Origin of the sequence: Delftia lacustris, from assembly GCF_040267515.1 — a bacterium.
Classification (GTDB): domain Bacteria; phylum Pseudomonadota; class Gammaproteobacteria; order Burkholderiales; family Burkholderiaceae_C; genus Comamonas; species Comamonas tsuruhatensis.
The window spans coordinates 3,310,803-3,336,987 of record NZ_CP141274.1 but is presented as its reverse complement, the minus strand read 5'-3'; the positions used below and the strand labels follow the sequence as shown (position 1 = coordinate 3,336,987).

Here is a 26,185-nt window from a genome sequence, read left to right as displayed (position 1 = left end):
GCCCAAAAAAAGGCGCTGCTTCAGTCCCCTTCACAAAACTGTTTGGAGAATTGCAATGTTGACCTCTCGTTCCGCATCCCGCACCGCCGCCGTTTCCTTCGCTGTAGCCACAGCGGCCCTGCTCGCTGCCTGTGGCTCGATGCACAAGCCGGCCAGCACTTTCTCCCAGGCATCGCTGCCCGCCCCCATCCAGGTTCCTGCAGGGAACAAGGTCGCGTGGGAAACCGTGGGCAGCGGTGACATCACCTACGAGTGCCGCGACAAGGCCAACGCGCCTGGCCAGACGGAATGGGTCTTTGTGGGACCCGATGCTGTGCTGAAGGACCGCATGGGCAAACAAGTGGGCCGCTACTACGGTCCCCCCGCAACCTGGGAGGCCAACGACGGCTCCAAACTCACCGCCACCCAGCTGGCTGTGGCGCCGTCCGGCGCAGGCAATCTGCCTTACCAGTTGGTGAAGGCAAACCCGGCCATGGGCAGCGGCGCGCTGGAGGGTGTGAGCTACATCCAGCGCGTGGCGCTCCAGGGCGGAGTGGCGCCGGCTGACAAGCCCTGCATGGCTGCCAACAAGGGCCAGAAGACCACCGTGAAGTACCAGGCCGACTACATCTTCTGGAAGCCCATGTAAGAGCCGGCAGCGGCGCGGATACACTGGACGAAGGATTTCCCGCAACGCCCCCCTTCGCTCCATTTCGTGCCGCCCGCTGCCTCCCAGAACAACGAAGCTTTCGACCATGACGCAGCATTGCATGCATGTGCACGCGGCGAACGCGATGCTTTGCAGCGGATTTATGAGGCCGAGGCGCGCTTTCTCCTCGGCGTGGCACTGCGCATCGTCCGCGAGCGCGCCGCTGCGGAAGACGTGCTGCACGATGCGTTTGTCTCCATCTGGAACCGCTCATCCACCTTCGACGGCAATCGCGGAAGTGGTCGAGGGTGGATCTACAGCGTGGTGCGGCACGCCGCCCTCAACCGTGTACGGGATGGCGCACGCGAAACCGTGCTGGATGAAACTGCCCATGAAGCGCATGACGCCCAGGCCGCACTTTCGGCATGGAAGGAAGGCGGCAGTGAATGGGAGCGGCAGGCGACGCTGGGTCGTCTTGGCGATTGCCTCGACCGGCTGGAGCCCGAGCGCCGCGCCTGCCTGTTGCACGCCTACGTGGACGGCTGCAGCCACAGCGAAATTGCGGCGCGTGTGCAGGCGCCGCTTGGTACGGTCAAGGCCTGGGTTCAACGCGGACTGCGTGCCCTGAGAGAGTGCATGCAATGAGCGGCGACACCCACCCCAATCCCTCAGAGTCGACGGATGGCGGCTCCCCGGACGATCTCCAGATGCAGGCCGGCGAGTACGTATTGGGCACCCTCAATGCAGCCCAGCGCCGCTCCATCGAATCCCGTCTGCCCCACGAGCCTGCGTTGCGCACGGCCGTGCAGGCGTGGGAGCAACGGCTCCTGCCGCTGGTTCAGCTGGCTCCCCCCATCGAGCCCTCCGCAACGCTGTGGCAGCGCATCGCGGCCAGCGTCAAGCCGGCCCGGCCAGCGGTCCGCGCACAGCGTGGTGCCTGGTGGCACTGGGATAGCCTCGCCCTTTGGCGCGGCTTGGCGGGTGGCGGCTTTGCAGCTGCAGCACTGCTCGCGGCTGTGCTGGTGGTGCGAGAGGCATCACCGCCGGCTGCCCCGCGCTATTTCGTCGTGCTGGCCGCGCCGCAGAATCAGGCCCCCGGGTGGGTGGTCCAGGCCCAGTCTGAAGGCCGTCTGCGCCTTGTGCCACTGGGCAAGGATGCCATTCCGGCGGAAAAATCCCTGCAGTTCTGGACCAAGGCCGACGGCTGGAAGGCGCCGGTGTCCCTGGGTCTGGTCAAACCGGGCGAAGCCATCGAAGTGCCGGTAGACCAGTTGCCGCCTCTGCAGCCGAATCAGCTTTTCGAGCTCACCCTGGAGCCAGAAGGCGGCTCCCCGAGCGGACGCCCGACAGGGCCCATTCAGTTCATCGGCCGCGCTGTACAGATCTAGAGCGAGGTGTGCACTTTCAAGTGCCCGCGTCGGCTCTCCGCGCTGGTGATCACACGCTCCAGGCGTCGCATTGGATGCGGCCGGCCTGGCCTTCGGTTTCAGAACGAGTGGCGCAGGCCCAGCATCAGGCCGGTCTGCGACGCGCCCGCCAGCGGGCTGCCGCCGGCTGCGGCCGAGCTGACCGAGATGGCCAGGCGCTGTCCGTTGTCAATGCGCGCGGCCTGGGCATAGACCGCCGTGCGCTTGGAGAACCTGTAGGTGGCGCGCAGGGCCAGCAGGGTGGAGCGGTCGCCGCCCTGGGCATAGCGCAGTTGCTGCAGCTGGCCATCGACCACGACGGCGGCGCTGGGGGACCAGGACAGGCCGCCCCAGGTCAGGGTGCTGCGCGGCGTGGCGCCGTTGCTGGCCGAGGCCGCCTGGGCCGCGTCGTTGTCGCGGCGCATGAGGCCGGCGCCCAGCTTGATGGTGGGTGACAGCGCGGCATAGCCGTTGAGCATGATGCGGCGGTCCTTCAGGTCCGAGCGCGTGAGCCCTGCAAATGCACCGGCGCCGCCGCGCATCTCGTCCACGGCCAGGGCAAAGCCCCAGGGCGCGGTGTCGTACTTCAGCATGGCGGACCATTGGCGGCAGGCCTGCGTGTCCGTGGCCGATTCGCCGGCGCAGTTGGTGCCGGCCGGGCTGGGGCCGGCGTTGACGGCATCGCGTCCCAGGCTGTAGGCCGCACCCAGGCTCCAGGCGCCGAAGCGCCCCCGGTAGGCCAGGGAGTTGTCGGTGCGCGTGTTGGGGATGTAGCTGTCCAGGCTGCTCAGACCGAAGGCGTTGGGACCCAGCAGGTCGGCGTCGAACAGCGCCCAGTACAGCATGGTGTAGTTGCGCCCCAGCGAGACGCTGCCCCAGCCGCCGGCCAGTCCCACCCAGGCCTGGCGCCCGAAACCCCGCCCGCCCTGGTTGAAGGTGCCGGCATCCGGGCCGAAGCCTGACTCCAGCGCAAAGACGGCGCTCAGGCCGCCGCCCAGATCCTCGCTGCCGCGCAGCCCCCAGCGCGACGGTGCCGTTCCCGTGAGGCCGGGCATGCGCGTCAGCGATCCGCCGCCTTGCACATTCGTCAGGTGCTCGATGCCGGTGTCCAGATGACCGTACAGCGTCACCGATGAGCCGGTCTGGGCCTGGGCGCCGCCTGCTGCTGCCAGCATGGCGAGTGGGGCGAGGCGGGCCAGACAAGCCCGCAGTGGGCGCTTGGCTGGGGGTTGGGGAATGCTCTTGAGAGTGCGTTTCATGCTTTTGTCTCCTGTTGTTGTCGTTGCGGAATCGGCACGCCGCAACGCTGCGTCTTGGGAAAGGCGAGAGTGGCGGGCGCGGGGAAATGGGAGAAAGCGGCTGGGCGCCCTGCTCTTCAGGCGCCCGGGAGGTCCCGGTACATGACGAAGCGCGCCACGCGGCGCGTGATCAGCCAATGGCCTTCAGGACTGCGGCCGAAGATGTCATCGAACTCGCCAACGAGCTGGCGCGGTTGGGCCGGGCGGCCGTGCGGCGTGATGGCATCGGCCTCGTCGCAGGACCACAGCAGCACCTGGCTGCGCGCGCTGGCGCGGTCCGGGCCTTGCAGTTCCACCAGCGTGTTGGTGACCAGATGCCGGGTCATGCGGCCCGCGGGACGCCGGGAGTACGCGGCGGCGATGGCTGCGCGCCCGCCCAGCACCTCGCCGCCGGGCCGTTGCAGCTGGCCGTCTTCGGCAAACAGCTGCGCCAGGGCCTGGGCATCACCGGCATCCGCAAAGGCAGCAGCGCGCAGCACCAGGTCCAGGCAGGCCTGGCGGGCCAGCAGCCGGTCGATTTCATGGTTCATGTTTCTTGTCTCCCCGGAATTCGCAGCCTGCGATGGGCTGTCTTGATCCAGGCCCCAAGCATTCCACGCCGGCATCGATCCGGCCAATGCCGGAGCCCCGGCCATCAATGCGTTTTTCTTATGGGACAATCAAAAAACGGTTTTCCAACGTGCCGTTCAGCGCCTTTCCATGAACCTTTACCTTGCCCCCTGGACCGGCCCAGCCACCAGCAATCCCTCGCGTTTTCCCGAGCTGGCAGGCCATTTGCGGGCCATGCGCGCCATGCTGGGCGTGGTGCGCCACGGCAGCACCACGCGGGCCGCCCAGGCTATGCATCTTTCTCAGCCAGCCGTGGCGCGCTCGGTGCTGCAACTGGAAGAGGCCTGTGGCCTGCCGCTGTTCATGCGGGGGGCGCGCGGCATGATGCCGACCCCGCTGGGCAGCCAGCTGGCCGCCCGCATCGAAGCCATGCTCCAGCACCTGGGCAGCGGCGCGGCCGACGCCCAGGCCGCCGCCACGCTGGCGGCCAGGCGCCCTCCCCTGCCCGAGCGTTTTGCCGAGACCGTGCCTGCGGGCCAGCTGCGCGCCCTCGTGGCCATTGCCGACTGCGGCAGCGAATCCCTGGCCGCGCAGTGGCTGGGCCTGACGCAGCCCGCCGTGCATGCGGCGCTGCAGGGGCTGGAAGCCAGTCTGGGCATGCAGCTGTTCTACAAGCTGGCCTTCGGCACGCGGCTGACGCCGTCCGGCGAAGCGCTGCTGCGCCGTGTCAAGCTGGCCCTGGCCGAGGTGCGCGGCATGGACAGCGATATTTCCGCCTGGCGCGGCGAGATCCGGGGGCGCGTGGTGATCGGCGTGCTGCCGCTGTCGGTGGGAATCTTCCTGCCGCGCGCGGTCGACAGCCTGGCCGCCAGCCACCCGGACATCGAGGTCAGCATCGTGGACGGCACCTACGAGAGCCTGGTGCAGCACCTGCTGAGCGCCGACATCGACGCCATCGCCGGCGCCCTGCGCGCCGACATGCCCTCCGATGAGGTACGCCAGCTGCACCTGTTCGACGATGACCTGGTCGTGGTGGCACCGGCCGGCCATGCCTGCCTGGACCGCGGCCAGCTGGTTCTGGAGGACTTGCTGCAATGGCCCTGGGTGTCGCCCCTGCCCGGCACGCCGGCCGATCGCGCCATGGTCCAGCTGTTCCGCAGCCAGGGCCTGGAGCCGCCGCGCGCCAGCCTGCGCGCCAGCAGCCCGACCATGACGCTGGCCTTTGTGCTGCAGACGGGCCGGCTGGCCCTGGCCTCGCGCGGACAGGCCCTGCAGGATGACCACGGCGGCCAGTTGTCCATCGTGCCCGTGGACCTGCCTTCCACACGCAGGCGCATCGGGCTGGCCACGCGTGCGCTGAGCACGGCATCGCAGGACCTGGAGCTGTTCATGCAGGCCTGCCGGCGGGCCGTGGGCGATCCGCCGGCCTAGCCTGAGCGCAGCGCTCGCTCAGCGACCCATCCAGTCGAGCAGTGCCCGCGACACCTGCTGCGGCTGCTCCATGGTGCTCATGTGGCCGCTGTCCTCGATCACCACCAGCTCGGCGCCCGGGCACAGGACCTGCATGCGCTCATGGCGTGACAGCGGGCTCCAGGCATCCTGGCGACCGCAGGCCAGCAGGGTCGGGCAGCGCAGCTGCCTGAGCACATCGCCCGCATCGGGGCGGTTCAGCAAGGCATTGATCTGCGCGGCGAACACCTCGGGCGTGAAGCGCGCCACCATGTCGAGCACCTCACTGAACAGCGGCGTATCGAGCCGGTCCGGATGCACCATGCCGCGCGCCCATTGCAGGCCCATCTCGCGCATGCCGCTGTGCCGGGCGATCTGCAAGAGCGCCATGCGCTTGGCGCGTTCGCTCTCGCCGGCCTCGCCCGGGGCGATGGGGTCCATGCCGGTGTCCAGCAAGGCCAGCCGCTCCACACGCTGGGGCGCCATGCCGGCAATGGCCAGGGCCACGCGCCCGCCCATGGAATGGCCCGCCAGCGAAAACCGCTCGGCCGCCACGCCATCCAGCACCAGGCGCGCCATGTCTTCGATGGTGGCCGCCGCGCCATAGGACGGAACAATGCACTCGGCAACACCGGCAAAGGACAGGGCCGCATGCTGCTCGCGCCAGACCGTCTCGTCGCACAGCAGGCCCGGCAGAAGTACCACGCAAGGCCGGCTCATGCAGCGTTCTCCAGGATGAGGTGTCCCACGGCCGTATTGGACGCGGGCACATGGTAGAAGCGGTGGTTGACCCTGGGCAGCGGCGCGGGGCCATCCACATCGGCCATGGCACCGCGCGCGATCAGCCACATCACCAGCTCGATGCCTTCGGAGCCAGCCTCGCGCACGTAGTCGATATGCGGCATCTTGGCCAGGCCGGCCGGGTTCTCGATCAGCAGGTCCAGGAAGCGGTTGTCCCACTCCTTGTTGATCAGGCCCGCACGCGCGCCCTGCAGCTGGTGGCTCATGCCACCCGTGCCCCAGATCTGCACGTTCAGGTCTTCGTCGAAGCTTTCCACGGCGCGGCGGATGGCACGGCCCAGGTTGAAGCAGCGCTGGCCCGACGGCACGGGGTACTGCACCACGTTGACGGCAAACGGAATCACCGGGCAGGGCCAGGCGCCCGTGTGCGCGTCCTGCTCGCCGCACATCAGCGACAGCGGTACGGTCAGGCCGTGGTCCACGTCCATCTTGTTGACGATGGTCAGGTCGAAGTCCTGCTGGATCACCGACTGCGCAATGTGGCTGGCCAGCTCCGGATGGCCGACGACCTTGGGCACGGGGCGCGGGCCCCAACCTTCGTCGGCGGGCTGGTATTCAGCGGCCGTGCCGATGGCAAACGTCGGGATGAAATCCAGGCTGAACGCGGTCGCGTGGTCGTTGTAGACCAGGAAGATCACGTCGGGCCTGTTGTCCTTGAGCCATTGGCGCGAGTGCTCGAAGCCCTTGAACAAAGGCTGCCAATAGGGGTCGCCCACCTTGCCCAGGTCCATGGCCGCGCCGATGGCGGGCACATGCGAGGTGTAGACGGATGCGGTGATGCGCGCCATGTCAGTTGCCTTTTTCCTGTCGTTCCTGCTCATGCAGGTAGCGGTTTCCATTGATGCTGCGTCCGCCGCCCAGCATCATCTGGCGGTAGTCCTCCTCGTTCATGCCACTCATGGTCGAGACCATGTTCTGCACGCTGACGCCGTCGGTGGCGCCGATCTTCACGAGGAAGTAGATGTTTCCGCCCAGCGCAATGCAGCGGTTCAGGTCGCGGTCCAGCACGGCCTGTCTTTGCTCGGCCGTCATGGCCCATTCGCCCAGATAGGCGCGCTCGTCAGCCCGAAAGCGCTCGCGGTTCTCGGCCTTCATCAGCGACATGCAGAACTGGTTGAGCCAGTAGCCCTGGCGGGATTGCTCGGCGTCGAAGACCGTGGTTCCCGGTACGTCGAGATAGGGTTTGTCCAATGCCATGGAAGTGTTTCTCCTGCGCTTGAGCGCTTGAGCGCTTGGGCGCTCGGGCGCGTGCTCACGGATAGGGGTTCAAGGATCAAGCACCAGGCGCTCGCAGCGCGCCACCCATCGGCGCCAGGGTGCGGCCGGCGCCCGTGGCCCACACGGCCAGCCCCGCGGCAATCAGCGGCAAGGCAAAGACGTAGTACAGCGAGGCAGGCTGCCAGCCACCGTCCAGCAGCAGGCCGGCCATGGTGGGCGCCACGATGGCGCCTATGCGCCCAATGCCTATGGCCCAGCCCATGCCGGTGGCCCGCACCTGGGCCGGATAGGTGGCCGGCACCAGCCCGTACAGCCCGGCCATGGAGGCGAACAGGAACACGCCCACGCCCACCGCTGCGGCAAACGCCCAGCCCAGGCTGGCCGAGGCCAGGCCGAACAGCGCAGTGAACAAGGCATTCAGCAGCAGGCTGCCCATGGCCAGATGCCGCAGCCTCACCTTCACTGCCAGCAGGCCGAACAGGCTGCCGCCGGCAATGCCTCCCAGGTTGAGCAGCACGCCACCCGTCACGCCCTGCTGTGCCGACAGGCCGGCCTGCACCAGCAGCTTGGGCGTCCAGCTCAGCGAAAAATAGACGCTGAACATCAGCAGGAAGAAGCCGGCCCAGAGCATCAGCGTGGGGCGCGCCAGGCCGTTCCTGAACAGGGCAGCCACGGTGTTGCCCTGCCGGAATTCGCCGCCGGCCTGTGCAGGCAGCTGCAGCAAGGCAGGATGGCCCATCAGCGCCATCAGCCGGTTGAGCTTTTCCAGCGCACGTGCCGGGCGGCGGCCCAACAGAAAGTCCACCGACTCCGGCAGCCGCCACAGCACGATGGGCACCATCAGCGCCGTGGCCAGGCCGCCGAACACGAAGACCGAGCGCCAGCCATGGTGTGCCAGCAGCCAGGCGGCCATGAGCCCGCCCAGCGTGGCGCCAATCGGATAGCCCGTGGCCTGCAGCGCAATCGCCGTGCTGCGCCATTTGTTCGATGAATACTCCGAGGTGATCACCCCCACGCTGGCCAGCATGCCGCCAATGCCCACGCCCGTCATGGCGCGCAGGGCTGCCAGTTCCACATAGCTGCGCGCTGCGGCAGAAAGCAGCATGCCCACGGACACCACGACCAGGCACAGCACGATGACGGGTTGCCGGCCACGGCGGTCGGCCACGGGCGCCAGGAACAGCGAGCCCAGGGCCATGCCGATCAGCCCGGCACTGAACAGCACGCCCAGCTGCGCCCCGTTGAGCTTCCACTCGGCAGCGACGGCCGAGGCGGTGAAGGCCATCACCAGCACATCGAAGCCGTCCAGCATGATGAGCAGGATGCAGATGGCCACGGCGAGCCACTGGAACGGCGCCATGGCGCCCTCGTCCATCGTCTTGCGGATATCTTTCATACAAGTCCTTGTCGGAGCAGGTTGTCTCTTTGCCCTGGCAGGCGCTTCGCGCCCAGGCCAGGTTCTGTTGTGGGGAAACCGGGGCGGCCTGTGTTCGGAGTGCACAGCGCCGACATTTCCCAGTGCAAAAAGTATCTCCACGCCAGCCTCTCCAGGCCAATGCCGACGGACGCGCAAGCTATGCGTTCTATTGATGGCTAAATGCAAAAAGGCCGGCCACCCAGAGGTGACCGGCCTTCGTTCATCAAGAATCCAGGGCCTGAGCGGGCTGCCTCAGGTGCACTCCCCTGTCATGCCAGCCTCCCCAGCCCCGCCAGCAGCTTGTCGAGCGTGACCGGATAGTCACGCACGCGTACGCCGGTGGCGTTGTAGATGGCGTTGGCAATGGCCGCGCTCACGCCGCAGATGCCCAGCTCGCCCACGCCCTTGGCCTTCATGGGCGAGGCCATGGGATCGACCTCGTCCAGAAAGATCACTTCCTGGTGCGGGATGTCGGCATGCACGGGCACCTCATAGCCCGCCAGGTCGTGGTTGACGAACAAGCCCAGGCGCGTGTCCACGGCCAGCTCTTCCATCAGGGCCGCTCCCACGCCCATGGTCATGGCGCCGATGACCTGGCTGCGGGCCGTCTTGGGATTGAGGATGCGGCCGGCCGCGCAAACGGCCAGCATGCGCCGCACGCGGACCTCTGCAGTGAAGGCGTCCACGGCGACCTCCACGAAGTGCGCGCCAAAGGTGGACTGCTGCATCTTCTTGTCGAGCACGCCGAATTCGATGGCATCCTCGGCCGTCAGGTCGCCGTCGCCGGCAGCGCTGGCCAGAGCCCGGCGCTTGCCGCCCGCCTGCACATGCCCATCCGCGAATTCGGCCGTCCCCGGGTCCATGCCCAGCTTGCGCGCCACGGCCTCGCGCAGCTTCACGCAGGCGGCATAGACGCCGGAGGTGGCACTGGCCGCGCCCCATTGCCCGCCCGAGCCGGCAGACACGGGAAAGCCGGAGTCGCCCAGCCGCACGCGCACCTGCTGCAGCGGCAGGCCCAGCATCTCGGCCGCCGTCTGGGCAATGATGGTGTAGCTGCCCGTGCCGATGTCGGTCATGTCGGTTTCCACGGTGAGCATGCCCTGCCTGTCCAGGCGCACGCGGGCGGCGGACTTCATGACAGGCGCGCCACGGTAGGCGCCGGCCATGCCCAGGCCGATCAGCCAGCGCCCTTCGCGCCGTTGGGCCGGCTGGGGATTGCGCTGGCTCCATCCGAACCGCTCGGCGCCAGTGCGCAGGCACTGCACGAACTCACGGCGGGAAAACGGCTTGTGCTCCTGGGCAGGGGTGCCCTCCTTCGCCTCGGGTTGCGGCTTCTTGCCGCTGTCCGGCACCACCTGGGTGTCATTGCGGATGCGCAGCTCCACGGGATCGATGCCGAGCTTTTCCGCCAGCTCGTCCATGGCAACTTCCAGGGCCATGTGCCCCGTGGCTTCGCCGGGGGCGCGCATGGCATTGGCCTCGGGCAGGTCCAGCACGGCCAGGCGGGTGGCGGTCATGCGATGGGTGCCGGCATACATGCGGCGGGTCTGGTCCACGGCACCGTCCGCCGATCCTCCGGGCTGATCGCCCGACCAGCTTTCGTGGCCGATGGCGGTGATCCTGCCGTCCTGCCCCGCCGCGATGCGCACACGCTGGATGGTGGCCGGGCGGTGCGTGGTGTTGTTGGCCATCAGCGTGCGCTGCAGTGCGACCTTGACGGGCCGGCCTGCCGCGCGGGCCCCCAGCGCGGCCAGCAGTGCATCGGCCCGCAGGAACAGCTTGCCGCCAAAACCGCCGCCAATGAATGGCGAGACCAGGCGCACCTTGTCCTTGGGAATGCCCAGCGTCTTTGCCAGCTCGCCCTGCCCCCAGGCAATCATCTGGTTCGAGGTCCATACCGTGAGCTGGTCGCCCTTCCATGCGGCCAGCGTGGCATGGGGCTCCATCATGGCGTGCGACTGGTCTGGCGTGGTGTATGTGGCGTCCACCTTCACGGGGGCCGATGCGAAGGCGCCTTCGAAATCGCCAATGGCCGTGTCCGGCGCATCGCCATTGATGCTGTCGGGTGGCACGGCGGAGTCCCTGGCCTTGGCCAAGTCATAGGCGCCAGCCACGGGCTCGTAGTCCACACGGACCAATTGCGCGGCAGCGCGCGCCTGCTCGAAGGTTTCCGCCACCACCAGGGCCACGGCCTGGTGGTAGTGGGCCACCTGGGGGCCTGCCAGCAGCGGCGCGGTGTTCATCTTGCCCTGGCCCAGCTTGCCAGCGGTCTGTGCGGTGACGATGGCCAGCACGCCGGGCGCGCGGCTTGCCTGCGCCAGCCCGATGCTGCGGATGCGGCCCTTGGCAATGGCCGAGCCCACCACATAGCCATAGGCCGGGTGCTGGACCACGTCATGCCGTTCATAGGCATACGGCGCCGTGCCGGTGGTCTTGAGCAGGCCGTCGATGCGGTTCATCGGCTGGCCGATGATCTTGAGCTGGTCAATGGGATTGACCGTTGCGGGGGTGTCGAATTTCATAGCGTCAGTTCCTTGCCTGATGCAGCACGGCGGCGAGCGTGCGTTCGGCCAGCGTGAGTTTGAAGGCGTTGTCCTGCGTGGGCCGGGCGCCCGCCAGCAGGCGGTCGGCAACGGCCTTGGCGCCCTGCGGCATCAACGCTTCGGCCGCCTCCACTCGCCAGGGCTTGTGCGCCACGCCGCCCAGGGCCACGCGCCCGCTGCCGTCGCGCTGCACGATGGCGGCCACCGACACCAGCGCAAAGGCATAGGAGGCGCGGTCACGCACCTTGTGATAGATGTGCGTGCCGCCCGGCGGCGGCGGCAGGGTGACGGAGGTGATCAGTTCGCCGGCCTGCAAGGCCGTCTCTACATGCGGCGTGCTGCCGGGCAGCCGGTGGAAGTCGGCAATGGGGATGACGCGGGCCTTGCCGTCGGCCTGGATGGTTTCCACCGTGGCGTCCAGCGCGCGCAGCGCCACGGCCATGTCGCTGGGGTGGGTGGCAATGCAGGCCTCGCTGCCGCCGATCACCGCATGCTGGCGGCTCACGCCGGCAATGGCCGAACAGCCGCTGCCCGGCACGCGCTTGTTGCACGGCATATTGGTGTCGTAGAAATACGGGCAGCGCGTGCGCTGCAGCAGATTGCCGCCTGTGGTGGCCATGTTGCGCAGTTGGCCCGAGGCACCGGCCACCAGGGCGCGGGTCAGCACGCCGTAGTCACGCCGCACGCGCGCATGGGCGGCCAGGTCGCTGTTGCGCACCAGCGCGCCTATGCGCAGCCCGCCCTGCGCGGTGGGCTCCACGGTATCCATGCCGGTGCCGTTGACATCGACCAGATGCACGGGGGTTTCTATCTGCAGCTTCATCAGGTCCAGCAGATTCGTGCCCCCGGCGATGAAGCGGGCGCCCGGCCGGGCCGCCACGGCGGCGGCAGCCTGCGCGGGGGACTGGGCGCGTTCGTAGGTGAAGGCAATCATGTCTGCCCCTCCCCTGCCACTTCGGTGATGGCATCGACGATGTTGGAATATGCCCCGCAGCGGCACAGGTTGCCGCTCATGCGTTCACGCAGTTCATGGGCCGACACCAGGGGCTGGGCCACGATGTCTTCGCTGGCATGGCTGGGCATGCCGCGTTTGATTTCATCGAGCACGCCCACGGCAGAGCAGATCTGCCCCGGCGTGCAGTAGCCGCACTGGAATCCGTCATGCCGCACGAAGGCGGCCTGCATGGCGTGCGGGGATTGCGGCGTGCCCAGGCCTTCGATGGTGGTCACGGCGGCGCCCTGGTTCATCACGGCCAGGCTCAGGCAGGACACAACCCGCCGGCCATTGACCAGCACCGTGCAGGCCCCGCACTGGCCATGGTCGCAGCCTTTCTTGGTGCCGGTCAGGTGCAGGTGCTCGCGCAGGGCGTCGAGCAGCGTGGTGCGGGTGTCCAGGTCCAGGTGGTGTTCCTTGCCGTTGACTTGCAGGGTGACGGGCAGTTGGACCCCTTCGGGGATGGAGGGAGGCTGCACTTGCGCGCCGGCCGATCGAGGCACGGCCGTTGCCGCAGCCGTGGAGGCACCTGCGATCAGCAGGTCCCTGCGGGAGACGGAAAGCTGGGGGTTGTGTTCCATGGGGCGTCCATCGTGTTGGCTTGTTCGTGGGGCGTGCACACTGCTGCGAACACGCCACACCAAGCATCGGTTCGGGACGCGCCCCGGGTTGTAGGTGATGGTCCAACGTCCGGGACATCGGGTTGTCCGATGACGGATCAGCGCATGCAGACGTGCGAGGGCCCCCGGCCCATGCAAAGGCAGCGCCAGCAAGGCGCCCCAGCCTTTGCCGATGTGCCCTGCCCCGGCCCCGGCGCTGCGCCTAGGCCGCAGGCGGCATGTCGCCGCGCTGCATGCGCTCGAAGGCCTTGTCGATTTCCTCGGAGCGTATGGCGCCCGCAGCCGGCACGGGACGGCCCGCGCGCTGGGCGTCGATCTGCTCCTGCATGCGCGTGGCCACCTGCATCAGCACGCGGTGCAGGCCCAGCTGCTGTCGGCGGGCCTGGTCCAGGTGCGTGACCACGGGCTCCAGGGACTGGGCCAGCGACCGGGTCAGCAGTTGGCCCAGCATGTGGACCAGGGCTTGACGGTCCTGGGCGGCCTGCACCTCCGACGGGGTGCCGGCCTTGGTGCTGGCGGGCTCGCTGGCCGCCCTTTGCGCCATCAGCTCGCGTATGCCGTGCAGCGAGTCGCCTGCGGCGCTTTGCGTCTGCAGCAGCCGGGCCAGCAGTGCCTGCAGCGCTTGCAGGAGCTGGGACTGTTCAGCGGCGCCTTCCTGCATCGCCTGCTGCTGGGGCTGGGCCACCGACTGGGCCACCTCGCGCGTAGCGGCGACCAGATCGACCAGCTGCGCCGTCACGCGCGTGGCAGCGTCGGCATTGGCGCCGCCTGCGGCCTGGCGGCGCAGGAACTGCTGGCGTATCTGCTGCCAGCGGGCGCTGTCCTCGTCGCTCATCTGCCCGCGCAGCTCGGCGAGCTTGAGCAGGTTCTCCTCGGCGCCCGTGGTCAGCATCTGCGCTTCGCCCTGGTAGTGGTCGGCCAGCATCTGCTGCATTTCCTGGTCGTTCATCACCGGGGTGATTTTTTCGGCCAGCTTGTTCATGTTGCGGTAGCTGCCCTGCAGCCTGAAGGCGGGTTCGGTGCGGTAGCCGTCGTCCTGCGCGGCGCTCTGGATGTACTGCTGGTTGACCTTGAACACCAGCTCGCGCACCTGCACCATGCGGGCCAGCACGGCCTCGATCTCGCGCAGCTCGGCCGATGAATAGTCGTGCGACAGCGCGTTGCCCGAGACATCCCTGCCCTGCGCCTTGTCCAGCAGCAGGTACAGGTCCTGCAGGCTGCGCGTGGCCATCGGCGCCAGCACGGCGTTCGAGGTCATGCTGTTTTCGATATAGCTGAGCTTGAACACCTCCTGCATGCCGCCCAGCACATCGCCCAGGTTGTAGATGTCGGCACGGTTGGCCAGCATGTCTGGGATCTTGAAGACCTCGCCCGACTCGGTGTACGGATTGCCCGACATGACCACGCAAAAGCGCTTGCCGCGCATGTCGTGGGTGCGGGTCTGGCCCTTCCACACGCCCTCGATGCGGCGCGAGCCGTCCGACAGCGAGATGAATTTCTGCAGGAACTCGGGGTGCGTGTGCTGTATGTCGTCGATGTACAGCATCACGTTGTTGGCCATCTCCAGCGCCAGGTTGAGCTTTTCCAGCTCCTTGGCCGCCGTGGCGTCCGGCGCCTGGGCCGGGTCCAGCGAGCGCACCGAGTGGCCCAGCGCCGGGCCGTTGATCTTCATGAAGATCAGGCCCAGGCGGTTGGCCACGTACTCCATCAGCGTGGTCTTGCCGTAGCCGGGCGGCGAGATCATCATCAGCAGCCCCATCTGGTCGGTGCGCTTGTTCTCGCCAGCCACGCCGATCTGCTTGGCCAGGTTGTCGCCGATCACGGGCAGGTAGATCTCGTTGATGAGCCGGTTGCGCACAAAGGACGACAGCGGCCGGGCCTTGAATTCATCCACCCGCACGCGCGAGCGCCAGTCCTGCAGCAGCTGCTGGCGCAGCGCCTGGTAGCGGCCGAATTCGGGGACAAAGCTGCGGAAATGGCGCGCGGCGCGCTGGCCCAGGTCGTCGATCTGCAGCCACATGCGGCCGTCCGCAATGCGCGGATGCTGGCCCAGCAGGCCCGGCACTTCATGGCGCAGGTCCACATTGCTGACCTTGCAGGGCAGTGGGCCGGCGCAGCACAGCCAGGCGGCGGCTTCGCCGCAATAGGCCAGCCAGGCCTGCCCTTGCCCGTCGTCCAGCGCGCGGCAGGCGGTCTGCAGCCAGTGCAGCGCGCTGCGCCAGCGCTGGTCCAGCGGCGCCAAAGGCTTGTCGTGCCGGTCCTCGCCCTGCCAGTAGGCCTGCATTTCCTCCCAGCGCTGCAGCGGCTGGGCCTGCTGCTGCACGGCGGCCTGCAGTGCGGCAATGGCCGACTGGCTGTAGCTGGAGAAGGAAAAGCGCACGGCCTTTTGCGCCAGCTCGGCCTGCAGGTAGTCGGCGGCGCCGTGGATGAGGCTGTCGATATCGCTGTCTGCGGGCGCCGCCTGTCCTGGCAGCAGGTCGCGCAGCAGGCCCCGCTCGTCGGCATAGGCGCGCAGGCGCTCGGCAATGTCGGCGCGCAGGCTCAGCTGTTCGGCCTCGCTGCCGAACATCTGCTGCATGGCCTGGGCCTGCTGGGCGCGCAGCGGCCACTGCGCCATGGCGGCAGCCAGCTGCGGCTGCTGCACCTGGGCATGTGCGCTCCAGAACAGCAGGGCCAGCGCGCGGGCACCGGGCGCAAAGCGCAGCACGCCGGCGGCATCGCGCAGGGGCAGCAGTACCTGCAGGATGCGGGCCGCATCATGGTCGTGGATACCGCGCTCATAGCCTTCGCGGTAGCGCGGCGCGGAGAATTCGCGGATGGCCTGGGTCAGTGCCGCCTCGTCGGGCAGCAACTGGGCCAGCCGGGTCTCGCTCCAGCCGTCGCGGCGCTGGCGTGCGGCCTGCACCACTTCCAGGGCCAGGTATTCACCGCGATAGAAGTCTGCCGATTCGGCCGGCGTGGAGGCATCCCAGTAGGCCTGCAAAGCGGCCAGCTCGGGGTTGTCCACGGGCTCGAAATACTCGGTGCCGACCAGGTGCAGGAACAAAGCGCCGTTGCGCGGCAGCAGGGTCAGATCCAGTTCCTGGTTGCCCACGCTGAAGCGGTGGCGGCCCAGGCGGATGATGGCGCCGCCGCCTTCGTACAGCTCGCTGCGGTCCTGCAGCGCGCGAAACGCCTGGTCGCGCAGGTTCTTGACGCGGCCGTCGATATCGTCGGCCTTGACCGGGTCGTGCAGCTGCTCTCGCAGGCGCTGGGACAGCTCCTTGAGCTTGCCGATCAGCGGATCGCCTGCAAAGAACGCATGCAGCGCGTCGGCACTGGCCAGTTTCTCGGTGCGCTTGGGCAGGCTCTGCACGATGCGCAGGGCCGCGTCCAGCACGCCCTGCGCCTTGCGCTGGCGCTCGTCCTGCAGCGACTGGCGGCGCGCCTCGAAGCTCTCCAGCACCTCCTCGCGCTTGGCCATGATGTCGTCGAGGAACTGCTCGTGCTCGCCGAAGCGGCTTTCGATTTCCTCCAGCTGCACCAGCAGGCGCGCCAGCTGCTCGTCGCATTTCTCGGGCGTCTGCGCCAGGCCCAGGGCGCTGACGATGCTTTGCGAGAACAGCGCCAGCTGGGCCGCGAACTGGGCCACGTTCTCGGCGCCACCCAGGCCCGACCTGCGCTGCTCGGCGCGTGCACGCACCTGGTTCAGGCGCGCGTAGACGGCCGAGATGCGGTCCACCACCTGGGTGCGCTGCGTGGCGTCGTCGATGGACAGGCTGCCCATCAGCTCGGACAGCATGTCCAGCGCGGCCGCCATGTCGGCCATGCGCGCCAGCGGCTCGTTGATCTGCGCCACCGTGGCTGCCGCCTGCGCAGCCTGGTCCAGCGCCTGCAGCTGATCGGCATAGGGCTGCATGGCCTCGTCGGCGGCAATGAAGGCGGCCGTGCGCTGGGAGACATCGGCCTGGGCCTCGTTGACGCCCTGCACCATGGTGTCGATGGCGGCCTGGTCCACATAGCGCAGGTCGCGCGTGGCCATGAGCTGGCCGCGCAGCTGGCCCAGCTGGGTGAGCGCATCCACGTATTCGCCAATGCCCTTCCAGTCCGCCAGGCGCAACTGCTTGAGCAACCGGCCATGGCGGCCGGACACCTCGCCCATGGCCTTGGCCGAGGCATTGCGGATGCTCTCGACCTTTTCGTACTCGTCGATGACCGCATCACCCGTGGCGACGATGCCCAGCAGGGTCTCGTGCACCCCCTTGAGCTGCGGCGCGCCCAGCCAGTGGTAGCGCTCGAACAGGCGGCGCGCGGCGTCGATCAGGCGCTCGTAGCGCGGCAGCGAGACCTCGGTGGCCGCGATTTCCTTGCGCACGCTGTACAGGTCCGAGATGCCGCTGACCAGCTCGGCATTGCCTATGCGGCCCAGGAAGCTGTCGCGCTGCGGCTGGCGCGCCGCGTAGTCGTCCGAGGCGAAGGGCGTGCGCCAGACCTGCATGGGGTGCACGCGCGAGGCTTCGTTGCTCTCGGCCGCGAAGATGACGATGCGCCCGTCGTCCATGCGCGCATGGCCGTGGCCGATGATGGGCGGCTGCAGGGCGCGCTCGATCAGGTTGTACTTGAACAGCGCCATGCGCCCGCTCTCGGGCTCGTAGAACACGTAGAGCACGTCCTCGCCGTTGGGCGATCGGATGCTGCGCCGGTAGCGCATGCCCTGCATGTTCTGCTCGAACGAGCGGTTCTCCCCGCTTTGCAGGTAGTAGCCGCCCGGGAAGATGATGCCGTGGTCCTGCGGCAGCTGGATGCAGGCCGCGCCGATGGCATCCATGCGCAGCACCTGGCGGGAGACGGTGTTGAAGATCAGGTAGCGCCACTGCTCTTCGCGGTAGGGCAGGATCTTCAGCAGGATCAGGCTGCCGACGGCCGCGTACTCGAACACGGCGTCGTCCAGCGACTGGTTCTTCTCCTGCACGGGCTCGCTGTAGATGCCCAGTCCGTCGTTGGTGTTGTTCTCGACCTTGATGGTCAGCGTGCCGCCCAGGGTCTCGACGAAGACCTTGTCCAGCACGTTGATGTGCGGGTGGCGCCCCTGCACCAGTTGCTCGCGCCCGGCGCGCTGCCATTCGAAGTTATGGGGCGCAGGCAGTTCGATGTCGCGCTCGCCGCGGTTGTCTATGTAGCGTATGGGCTGGCCGTCCACGGGCACGGACCAGCGGAACACGCGCACATCGGACAGGCGCTCGCCGATCTGGAAGCTCGCCAGCAGCTTGCCGTCGCGCACGGCCAGCTGCATCAGCCGCGTGTTCTTGTAGTAGGCGTACAGCTCCTGGAAGTCCTGCACGAAGCTCTGTATGCCCAGGAAACTGTCCTTGAGGTCCACGGGAGTGACCTCGTAGCCCTGCTCTCCCTCGTGCAGGCGATACAGGCCGAACACGTCTTCCACGCGCGTGGACTGCTTCAGGCCCATGAAGACGTTGTAGCCGAACAGCAGGTAGCCGCCGACCTGGGCGATGTCGCGGCCCAGGCAGTTGTTTTCGGTGCGCACGCGCATGCGCCCGATGACTTCCATCTGGCTGCGGCCGAATTCCTCCAGCCGCTCCTCGTTGAGCTGGCGCACCAGCGCCTCCAGCGCCTGCCCCTGGCCGTCCAGGCGCTTGGCCAGCACTTCGTAGGAGCCGCCGCTGGCGACTGCCTGGTCCACGGCGGAGGCGGCAGTGTCGGGGGAGAGGGGCGGTGAGGACGGTGTGGACGATGGGGACGGTTGGGACATGGGCGTCACGGGCTTTCGCGTGTCAGGGACCATTCACGCCTTTCCCTGCCGGCCGGCAGACGGGCGGGCAGGCAGGCGAAGACGAAGGCGGATGCGGGAGGCTGGGCGGCCGGCGGAGGGAGCGGCCGGGCGGCCGCCCCGTTCAGTCGGCCGTTCAGTCAACCCTCTGCGTGGGCGGCAGGCCCTTGCCGTCGCCCAGCGCGTTGAGCAGCGATGCGCCGCCCTTGCCGCTGAGGAACTTGCCGATCAGGTCCTGCACGATGGGGCTCTTGCCCGCCACGCCTTCCACGGCCTTGCCCACGGACAGCGCCTTGGCGAAGTTGTCGAAGAAGGCGCCCTCGCCCCCCACGATGTCGATGTTGGCCTTGCTGAGCGCGGCCGACAGCACCTCGGACTGGTCCTTCGCCACGCTCTTGTTGGCTTCGATGGCGGCCAGCGCCTGCTCGAAGTTCTTCTCCAGCTGCATGCGGAACTCCTCATGCGAGCGCGCCTGGTCGGACAGCGAGGCCAGCGCGGTGAACTTCTCGGTCAGGCCCTTGGCCTCGGCGAAGAGCTTGTCGCGCAGCACATCGGCCTCGGACGTGCCCACGTCGCGGGTGACCAAGGCCTTGGTCGCGCCCACCTGGGCCTCGCCGCGCGCCTGGGCCAGCAGGCGCTCTTCCAGCACCTTGGCATCGGCCAGGCCCTGCTTTTCGTTGGCGTCGGCCGTGGCCTCGATGACGCGCGCCTCGGCCAGGCCCTTTTCCTGCTGGCCCTTGGCCTCGGCCATCATCTTCTCGGCGATCACCCTGGCCTGCGCCATGCCTTCCTTTTCCAGGGCGGCGGCCGTGACTTCGCGCACCTTGGCATCGGCCAGGCCGGGCGCGGCGCGCTCGACCTCGATGGCCTCGGCCAGCTTCTTCTTGGCCTCGGCGGTCTTGCTGGCCGCCTCCAGCTCGGCCTGGGCCATGGTCGTGACTTCCACGGCCTTGTGGCGCGAGGCGGCCTCTTCGGCCTCCGCCTTCTTGACCTGGCGCACCAGGTCTTCCTCGGCCTGGGCCTGGGCAGTCAGCACGGTGACCTGCTTCATGCGCTCGGCCTCGGAGACCACGCGCACTTCCTTGATGCGTTCCTCTTCCTGGGCCACGGACTTTTCCACCACCACGCGCTCGCGCACCACGTTGGCGATGTTGGCCTTCTCGACCTCGATGGCCTTTTCCTTCTCGATGCGCTGCAGCTCCACCTCGCGCTGGCGGGCCACGATCTCCAGCTCCTTGGCGCGCGTGACCTTCTCGACCTCGATCACCACCGCACGCTCACGGTTTTGCTGGGCCACGGCCACTTCGCGCTGGCGGTTTTCCTCGCGGATGTCCAGCTGCTCCTGGGTCTGGATGCGGGCCTGCTCGGCCTTCAGGCGCTCTTCTTCCTGCACCTTCTGGGTCTCGGCCTGCTCGCGCGCCTGGATGGTGGCGATCTCGCGCTTTTGGCGGGCCTCGGCGTCGGCCTGCTGGCGCTCCAGCGCCAGCATGGCTTCCTTGGTCTCCACGTTCTTCTTGGTGATGGCCAGGTCGGAGTTGCGCTCGAGCTCGTTGGTGACGATGTTCTGGTTGGCCGTCAGCTCGGTGATCTTGCGGATGCCTTCGGCATCCAGGATATTGTTGGGGTCCAGCGAGGACTTGGGAGTCTGCTCCAGGTAGTCGATGGCCACGTCCTCCAGCACATAGCCGTTGAGGTCGTTGCCGATGACATGGATGATCTGGTCGCGGAAATCCTGGCGGTTCTCGAACAGCTTCACGAACTCGATCTGCTTGCCCACGGTCTTGAGCGCCTCGGAGAACTTGGCGTTGAACAGGTCATTGACGGCCGTCTTGTCCGAGGCCCGGTCCACGCCGATGGCCTTGGCCACCTTGAGCACGTCCTCGGCCGTTTCATTGACCCGCAGGTAGAAGGCCACGGTGATGTCGGCGCGCATGTTGTCGCGGCAGATCAGGCCTTCCTTGCCGCGCCGGTCGATCTCCAGCGTCAGCAGCGAGATCTGCATGAATTCCTTCTTGTGGATCACCGGCAGCACCAGGCCGCCCGTGAACTTGACCTTGGGCTGCGAGGTGGTGTCGTTGATGATCAGCGCCGTGCCCTGCGGGACCTTGATGTAGAAGGCCTTGACCAGGGCGAACAGCCCGAGGATGACGACGAAGACGGAACCGATCACCACCCCGGCGACGATGTACCACTCCATATTGCTCATGTTCATGCGAATCTCCCCTGTGAATTGCTATCTGTGAAAACGCTGAAAAACGCAAAGGCCGCGCCCGCCGCACGGGCGCCCGGGCCAATGGGAATCAATGGGAACGAATAGGAAGGAATTCCTGGAAATTCCTGGAGCTAGCGCGGCAGCTCGGTGCCGTCGAACTCGGCCTTGCTGACCACGCGCCAGGCGTTGTGCTCGGGCAGGTGCTCGATGAGCACGATCTCGGTGCCCCGGCCCAGTGCGCGCTCGGGCGAGCGCATCTGCACGTTCAGGCCGGCGCCGCCGTCCTCCACGCTGCCGTAGCCCTGCGTGCCGTCCACCACGGCGCTGCGCACCAGGCCGGTGCGGCCCAGCAGCACCTTGGGCTCCTCTGCAGGCGCCACCTTGTTGACGATGCCCCGCAGCGGGCGCAGCACCAGCACCGTGGCGGCAAAGCCCAGCACGGCAGCCGCCACGGCCACCAAGGTGCCAGTCAGCAGGTTCACCAGGGTCCAGCCCTGGGGCATGGGCACGAAATGGCACAGCACATAGGAAGCCAGCCAGGACAGCAGGAACAGCGCGGTGAGGATGACCGTGAGCGGAATGCCGCCCAGGCCCACCTTGAGCAGCAGCCCGGCCAGCGCGCTGGCCGAGTGCTCCACGCCGTGCGCATGGTCGCTGCCGTCGAACAGCACCCAGTGGTCCAGCGAGTCCACCTCCAGCAGGCCCAGCATGGCGATCAGCCAGTACAGCAGCATGAACAGCAGCAAGGCGCCGAAGATGAAGGTCGGAAAGCCGAACGCGTATTGCAGGAATGCAGACATGTTTTATCTCCTCCCTTCAAACCCGGCAGCCAGGACGGCGGGCACGAAGCGGCTTGCCCGGACCACGGCCGCGCATCAAGCGCTTTTTCCGCCAGCGGCTGCGCGCTGCGCCTTCAGGCGTTCCAGCACCGATTGCGCATTGCCCGCCTGGGGCGTGATGCCGGCGGCGCGCAGCTTGGCATCCAGCGCGTCTTCGCTGCTGTCGCGCGCCAGCTCGGCCGCGCTTTCCATGCGCGCACCGCGCTCGGCCTGCTTTTGCTTGATGCGTTCCAGCGAATCCAGCGCGCTTTGCACGCGCGTCTGCGAGCCTGCATAGCGGCCGGCCACCGTGGCCTGGGCGCGCTGCACGCTTTCCGTGGCCTTGACGGTGTCGGCCTGCTGCTTGAGGCGCTTGATATGCGTCTGCGCCGTCTGTATGGCCACGCGCAGCTGCTCCACGCTTTGCGTGTAGGCATCCAGCTGGGATTGCTCCTCGTCGCGCTGCGTCTCCAGCACGGAGACCTTGCCGGCCACTTCCAGCGCCAGCGCCTCGTCACTGGTGTCCAGCGCCTTGACGGCATAGCCCTCGTACTCGGCAATGCGTTCCTGGGTCTGCTTGAGCTTGCCGGCCGCCAGCTTTTGCTTGGCCATGATGTCGGCCAGCGCTTCCTTGGACTTGTTCAGGTCGCTGTCGGCATCGCGGATTTCCTGGTCCAGGATGCGCAGGGCCTGGCTGTCGGTCACCGCCTCGCCGGCCTCGTGCGCTGCTCCGCGCAACGCGGTCACCAGCTTGTTCCAGATGGTCATGATGATCTCCTTGGGGCTCAGTGTCTTCAACGGGCAGGCTTCAGGCCTGCACTGGCGCGGGCACCGGCGCAGGGGTCAGATAGTGGGCCAGCGCCTCGGTGGCCTGGATGACGCTGTCGGCCAGGGTGAGGATTTCGGCAATGATGTCGCCCTCGCTGCTGCTGGCATGCAGGGCGGCGAACATCACATAGCCCTCGCCGCCATGGGCCTGGGGTTCCAGCGCCATGGTGGTGAAGGGAAACAGCTTTTGCAGGCGCAGCATCTGCTCGTTGAGGCCGGCGCGGTCGTGCACCTGATCGGCAGGCCAGAGAAAGGCCTCCACCACCAGCTGGTCGCCCGACAGGGCCACGTGGACCGGCAGATCGCCGAATTCGGGCAGGCTGATGAGCAGACTGGCGTCCGCGCCTTCAAGCACCTCGATATGGAGCCGGCCGCCCTGCACCAGCGTTGATTGCTGCAGGTCGCCCGCCAAGGCGTGAATATCCCGATATGCCTGTCTGCTGTTGTCCATGCTGCCCTCCTTGTGGATGAGAACCATTGAATCCGGTTGCAAGCCGGACACGCGCATTTGCTTTTCCAATTGCTGCAATGCAGCACCGTACTCTGGAAGAATCCAGACCTCCTTTTTCACCAGCCCCTGCTCGCGCAGCCGTTGCCGGTGCAGACGCTGGTAGTGGGCTGATGTCTTTTGTTCCATGCGGATACCATAACGACCATTACATGTGATGTCTACATGTAATGAAGATCAATTTGTAAACGGATATGTAAAAGGAGTGCCGCAATGGAAGGCATTGCAGACGCACTGACCATGCCTTTGCGTTGCTGCAAATGCCCGTTCAGTATTCATTTTTTCTACTGAAAATCATTTATCGACAATTTTTCCTATCACCCACGGGAGAGGTCCTGCACAGGGGCGACCGCTGCCGCGAAAGGCTGCCGAGGCACTGCACAATGGCCGCTGTCGCAGGCAGACCCGGCCCTTGGCTGCCCGGCGCACGCTACGGAAACCTCTGCATGCCCGCCTTTCGGCTCTCACTTCGCACGGCAGTCACGGCCCCCTTCATTGCGGTGTTTGTGGTCACGGCCGGGCTATTGGCGGCTTGGCAGCAGCGCCAGGTGGACCAGCTCATCAATCGCGAAAGCCTGCGGCTGCTCGACTCCCTGTCCACCACCACGCGCCACCAATTGGCCGACTATCTGGAGACTCCGCTGCGCGTGCAGCAGGCCCTGGCCGAGACCGTGGCCCGGCAGGCGCTTTACACCCCCGGAGACCTGCGGCCCATCTATGGCTATCTGACACGCTCATTCACCGAGCTCTATGCCCAGCACCACCAGATCAGCCTGTTGAGCTTTGGAGGCGTGCAAGGCGAATACACGGGGGTGCGGCTGGAGCCCGATGGCCACTACCGCCTGATTCTTCAGGACCGCAGCACCCAGGGAACCTTGCAGATTTTCGAGGGACTGCAGCCGGGCCCGCCCATGTCCAGCCTTGCCGGCTACGACCCCCGCGTGCGTCCCTGGTACCAGCCCGCCATTCGCGAAGACGGCCCGCACTGGTCGCCCATCTACACGGTGACGGGGGACCGGGGTGATGCCACGATTTCCGCAGCCACTGCGGTGCGTGTGTCCGGCCAGTTGGCCGGCGTGCTGGCCGCCGATGTGCGGCTGAGCAGCATGAACCGCTTTCTGCGCGACGAGCCCCTGCGCGGCAATGGCCATATCGCCGTGGTCGATGCGCAGGGCTACATGGTGGCGCACTCCTCCGAGCTGTCGGTGCTGAAACGCCGCGAAGGCCCCTACGACCCGCCCGTGCGCCTGCGCCTGTCCGAAAGCCCCGACCTGGCGCTGCGCTCGCTGGCAGCCCGGCTTCCCGAGCACCTGCCCGGGCATGCGCGCGAGGGCTCGACGCCAGCCCGGACAGGCCCTGACCGTGTCATCAACCTGAGCTTCACGGAGCAGGGCCAGATCTACCACGGGCAGGTCACCCCCTTCCACGATGTGCGCGGCATCGACTGGCGGATCCTGGTGCTGCAGCCCGAGTCCGATCTGGTCAGCAGCATGCGGGAGGACAGCCGCCAGACCCTTTTCCTGGCTGTCGGCCTGGCCTTGCTGGGGCTGGCGCTGGGCCTGTGGTGCCTGCGCAGGGCGCTGCGCCCCCTGGCCGTGGCGGCCGACGCGGCCAACCGCCTGGCCCAGGGTGACTGGAGCGCGGTGAAGGCGCTGCCGGACACGTCCGTGGTGGAAACCTCGTCCCTGGTCTCGGCATTCCACAACATGGCGCAGCGGCTGCAGGAATCCTTCGAGCACATGCGCACCCTGCTGCAGTACGACAGCCTGACGCAGCTGCTCACGCGCGCCGGCCTGATTGAGCAGGCCGATGCGGCCGCCAACGCCGGCGCGCCCGTCCCTGCCGCGCTGTGCCTGCTGGAGCTGCAGAACTTCCGCAGCGTGCGCGACGATGTGGGCCATGGCACGGGCGAGCAGTTGCTGCGGGCCGTGGCCGAGCGGCTGCTCAACCACCATCTGCAATTTCCGGCCCTGCTGGCGCGCACGGCCAGCAATGAATTCGCCGTGCTGTGGCTGCACGAGTGCACGCCGCTGCAGGTACAGGACAAATGCCGCCATCTGCTGGAGATCTTCGACCAGCCATTTTCAGTGGGCAAGGACGACATCGTGCTGCGCGCCTGCGCGGGCGCCGTCAGCGGCGAGCTGCTGCCGGGCGCGCTGCCCGAGTGGCTGCGCAACGCCAGCATTGCGCTGGGTGAGGCGCAGCGCGGCTCGCACCCCTTCCTGCTGTTCGAGCCCAGCCTGGCGCAGAAAATGCTGGGCCGCACCCAATTGGCCATGGAATTGCGCCAGGCGCTGGAGCGCAACGAACTGCGCGTTTTCTACCAGCCCGTGGTGGATCTGGCCACGGGCCGCATGGTGGGTGCCGAGGCCCTGGTGCGCTGGGAAAGCCCGACGCGCGGCAGGGTGCCGCCGGGCGTGTTCATCCCGGTGGCCGAGGAGTCGGACCTGATCCTGAGCGTCGGCGAATGGGTGCTGCGCACGGCGGCGCACGATATTGCCCTGCACCTTGCACACCTGCCGGCCGACTTCGAGCTGCACGTCAACATGTCGGCACGCGAGCTGATCCAGTCCGACTTCGCCTGCACGCTGGAGCAGGCGCTGGCCACCAGCGGCCTGCCCGCCCGGGTGCTGACCCTGGAGCTGACGGAGTCCATGCTGCTGGACGACAGCGACGCCACGCTGCAGCGCATTGCCGCCATCCGCGCGCTGGGCGTGAAGATCGCCATCGACGACTTCGGCACCGGCTACTCGTCCCTGGCCTACCTGAGCCGCCTGCGCTTTGACTGCATCAAGATCGACCAGAGCTTTGTGGGCCAGCTGCCGGCTTCCGAGTCCGACAAGGCCATCGTGACCGCCGTGCTGCGCATTGCCCAGGGCTTTGGCGTCAAGGTGGTCGCCGAAGGTGTGGAAGAACAGGCCCAGGCGCAGCTGCTGCACGAGCTCGGCTGCGAGCATGCGCAGGGCTATCTGTTCGAGCGGCCCGTGCCGCTGGCGCAGATGCTGGACTACCGCGCCCCCTGGCGCGAGTGAACAGGTACAGTCAGCAGCCCGCAGACTGTCGGCTTTGGCTGACGCGCACCGCTTGCATGATCCGGTGCACCGGCAGGTGCCATCCACGGAACAATCG

The 26,185-nt window shown here is 67.5% G+C and carries 19 protein-coding genes; 5 read left to right on the top strand and 14 right to left on the bottom strand.

Annotated features, from left to right (window positions below; genetic code table 11):
• Positions 1 to 55: 55 nt before the first annotated feature.
• The 3 genes from U6958_RS16675 (at position 56) to U6958_RS16665 (ending at position 2,016) form a co-directional block, all read left to right on the top strand.
• Positions 56 to 628, top strand: coding sequence for a DUF3455 domain-containing protein (locus U6958_RS16675; protein WP_034393786.1), 573 nt, complete (start codon positions 56 to 58; stop codon positions 626 to 628).
• 66 nt (positions 629 to 694) lie between these two features.
• The gene (locus U6958_RS16670; protein WP_074923182.1) at positions 695 to 1,273 is read left to right on the top strand and encodes a sigma-70 family RNA polymerase sigma factor; all 579 of its coding nucleotides are present in this window, start codon (positions 695 to 697) and stop codon (positions 1,271 to 1,273) included.
• Positions 1,270 to 2,016: an anti-sigma factor domain-containing protein gene (locus tag U6958_RS16665; protein WP_074923183.1), complete on the top strand. Its 747-nt coding sequence runs from the start codon at positions 1,270 to 1,272 to the stop codon at positions 2,014 to 2,016. Before U6958_RS16670 ends, U6958_RS16665 begins: the two co-directional genes overlap by 4 nt.
• Positions 2,017 to 2,114: 98 nt before the next feature.
• Here the strand turns inward: U6958_RS16665 and U6958_RS16660 are convergent, their stop codons facing one another.
• The gene (locus U6958_RS16660) at positions 2,115 to 3,293 is read right to left on the bottom strand and encodes a porin (RefSeq protein WP_074923184.1); all 1,179 of its coding nucleotides are present in this window, start codon (positions 3,291 to 3,293) and stop codon (positions 2,115 to 2,117) included.
• 116 nt (positions 3,294 to 3,409) lie between these two features.
• On the bottom strand, positions 3,410 to 3,862 hold the full coding sequence (locus U6958_RS16655; protein WP_074923185.1) for a nuclear transport factor 2 family protein: 453 nt from the start codon (positions 3,860 to 3,862) through the stop codon (positions 3,410 to 3,412).
• 169 nt (positions 3,863 to 4,031) lie between these two features.
• On the opposite strand from U6958_RS16655, the gene U6958_RS16650 reads away from it, so the two are divergent.
• Positions 4,032 to 5,312: a LysR family transcriptional regulator gene (locus tag U6958_RS16650; RefSeq protein ID WP_074923186.1), complete on the top strand. Its 1,281-nt coding sequence runs from the start codon at positions 4,032 to 4,034 to the stop codon at positions 5,310 to 5,312.
• A gap of 18 nt (positions 5,313 to 5,330) precedes the next feature.
• Here the strand turns inward: U6958_RS16650 and U6958_RS16645 are convergent, their stop codons facing one another.
• From U6958_RS16645 to U6958_RS16590, 12 genes are all read right to left on the bottom strand, one after another.
• Positions 5,331 to 6,050, bottom strand: coding sequence for an alpha/beta fold hydrolase (locus U6958_RS16645; RefSeq protein ID WP_074923187.1), 720 nt, complete (start codon positions 6,048 to 6,050; stop codon positions 5,331 to 5,333).
• On the bottom strand, positions 6,047 to 6,919 hold the full coding sequence (locus U6958_RS16640) for a class III extradiol dioxygenase subunit beta (RefSeq protein WP_074923188.1): 873 nt from the start codon (positions 6,917 to 6,919) through the stop codon (positions 6,047 to 6,049). Before U6958_RS16640 ends, U6958_RS16645 begins: the two co-directional genes overlap by 4 nt.
• A 1-nt stretch (position 6,920) precedes the next feature.
• Positions 6,921 to 7,328, bottom strand: coding sequence for a protocatechuate 4,5-dioxygenase subunit alpha (ligA, locus tag U6958_RS16635; RefSeq protein ID WP_047328087.1), 408 nt, complete (start codon positions 7,326 to 7,328; stop codon positions 6,921 to 6,923).
• Positions 7,329 to 7,404: 76 nt separating this feature from the next.
• Positions 7,405 to 8,745: an MFS transporter gene (locus tag U6958_RS16630; RefSeq protein ID WP_074923189.1), complete on the bottom strand. Its 1,341-nt coding sequence runs from the start codon at positions 8,743 to 8,745 to the stop codon at positions 7,405 to 7,407.
• Positions 8,746 to 9,035: 290 nt separating this feature from the next.
• Entirely contained in the window at positions 9,036 to 11,288 is a 2,253-nt protein-coding gene (gene paoC, locus U6958_RS16625; protein ID WP_074923190.1) for an aldehyde oxidoreductase molybdenum-binding subunit PaoC, read from the bottom strand.
• Between the two features lie 4 nt (positions 11,289 to 11,292).
• Entirely contained in the window at positions 11,293 to 12,243 is a 951-nt protein-coding gene (locus tag U6958_RS16620; protein WP_074923191.1) for a xanthine dehydrogenase family protein subunit M, read from the bottom strand.
• Positions 12,240 to 12,884 (bottom strand): aldehyde dehydrogenase iron-sulfur subunit PaoA, encoded by a 645-nt coding sequence (gene paoA, locus U6958_RS16615; protein ID WP_074923192.1) that lies wholly within the window; start codon positions 12,882 to 12,884, stop codon positions 12,240 to 12,242. Before paoA ends, U6958_RS16620 begins: the two co-directional genes overlap by 4 nt.
• A 241-nt stretch (positions 12,885 to 13,125) precedes the next feature.
• Positions 13,126 to 18,672 carry a DNA repair ATPase gene (locus U6958_RS16610; RefSeq protein WP_244160523.1) on the bottom strand — a complete coding sequence of 1,849 codons (5,547 nt, stop codon included), beginning with the start codon at positions 18,670 to 18,672 and terminating at the stop codon, positions 13,126 to 13,128.
• Positions 18,673 to 18,826: 154 nt separating this feature from the next.
• Positions 18,827 to 20,902 (bottom strand): flotillin family protein, encoded by a 2,076-nt coding sequence (locus U6958_RS16605; protein WP_074923194.1) that lies wholly within the window; start codon positions 20,900 to 20,902, stop codon positions 18,827 to 18,829.
• 131 nt (positions 20,903 to 21,033) lie between these two features.
• Positions 21,034 to 21,702 carry a hypothetical protein gene (locus U6958_RS16600; RefSeq protein ID WP_016446961.1) on the bottom strand — a complete coding sequence of 223 codons (669 nt, stop codon included), beginning with the start codon at positions 21,700 to 21,702 and terminating at the stop codon, positions 21,034 to 21,036.
• Between the two features lie 75 nt (positions 21,703 to 21,777).
• Positions 21,778 to 22,488, bottom strand: coding sequence for a PspA/IM30 family protein (locus U6958_RS16595; protein WP_016446962.1), 711 nt, complete (start codon positions 22,486 to 22,488; stop codon positions 21,778 to 21,780).
• A 40-nt stretch (positions 22,489 to 22,528) separates the two neighbouring features.
• A complete protein-coding gene (locus tag U6958_RS16590) occupies positions 22,529 to 22,999 on the bottom strand; it encodes a YjfI family protein (RefSeq protein WP_223275219.1) in 471 nt (156 codons plus the stop codon).
• A gap of 440 nt (positions 23,000 to 23,439) precedes the next feature.
• On the opposite strand from U6958_RS16590, the gene U6958_RS16585 reads away from it, so the two are divergent.
• On the top strand, positions 23,440 to 26,088 hold the full coding sequence (locus tag U6958_RS16585; RefSeq protein WP_074923195.1) for an EAL domain-containing protein: 2,649 nt from the start codon (positions 23,440 to 23,442) through the stop codon (positions 26,086 to 26,088).
• Positions 26,089 to 26,185: the final 97 nt, after the last annotated feature.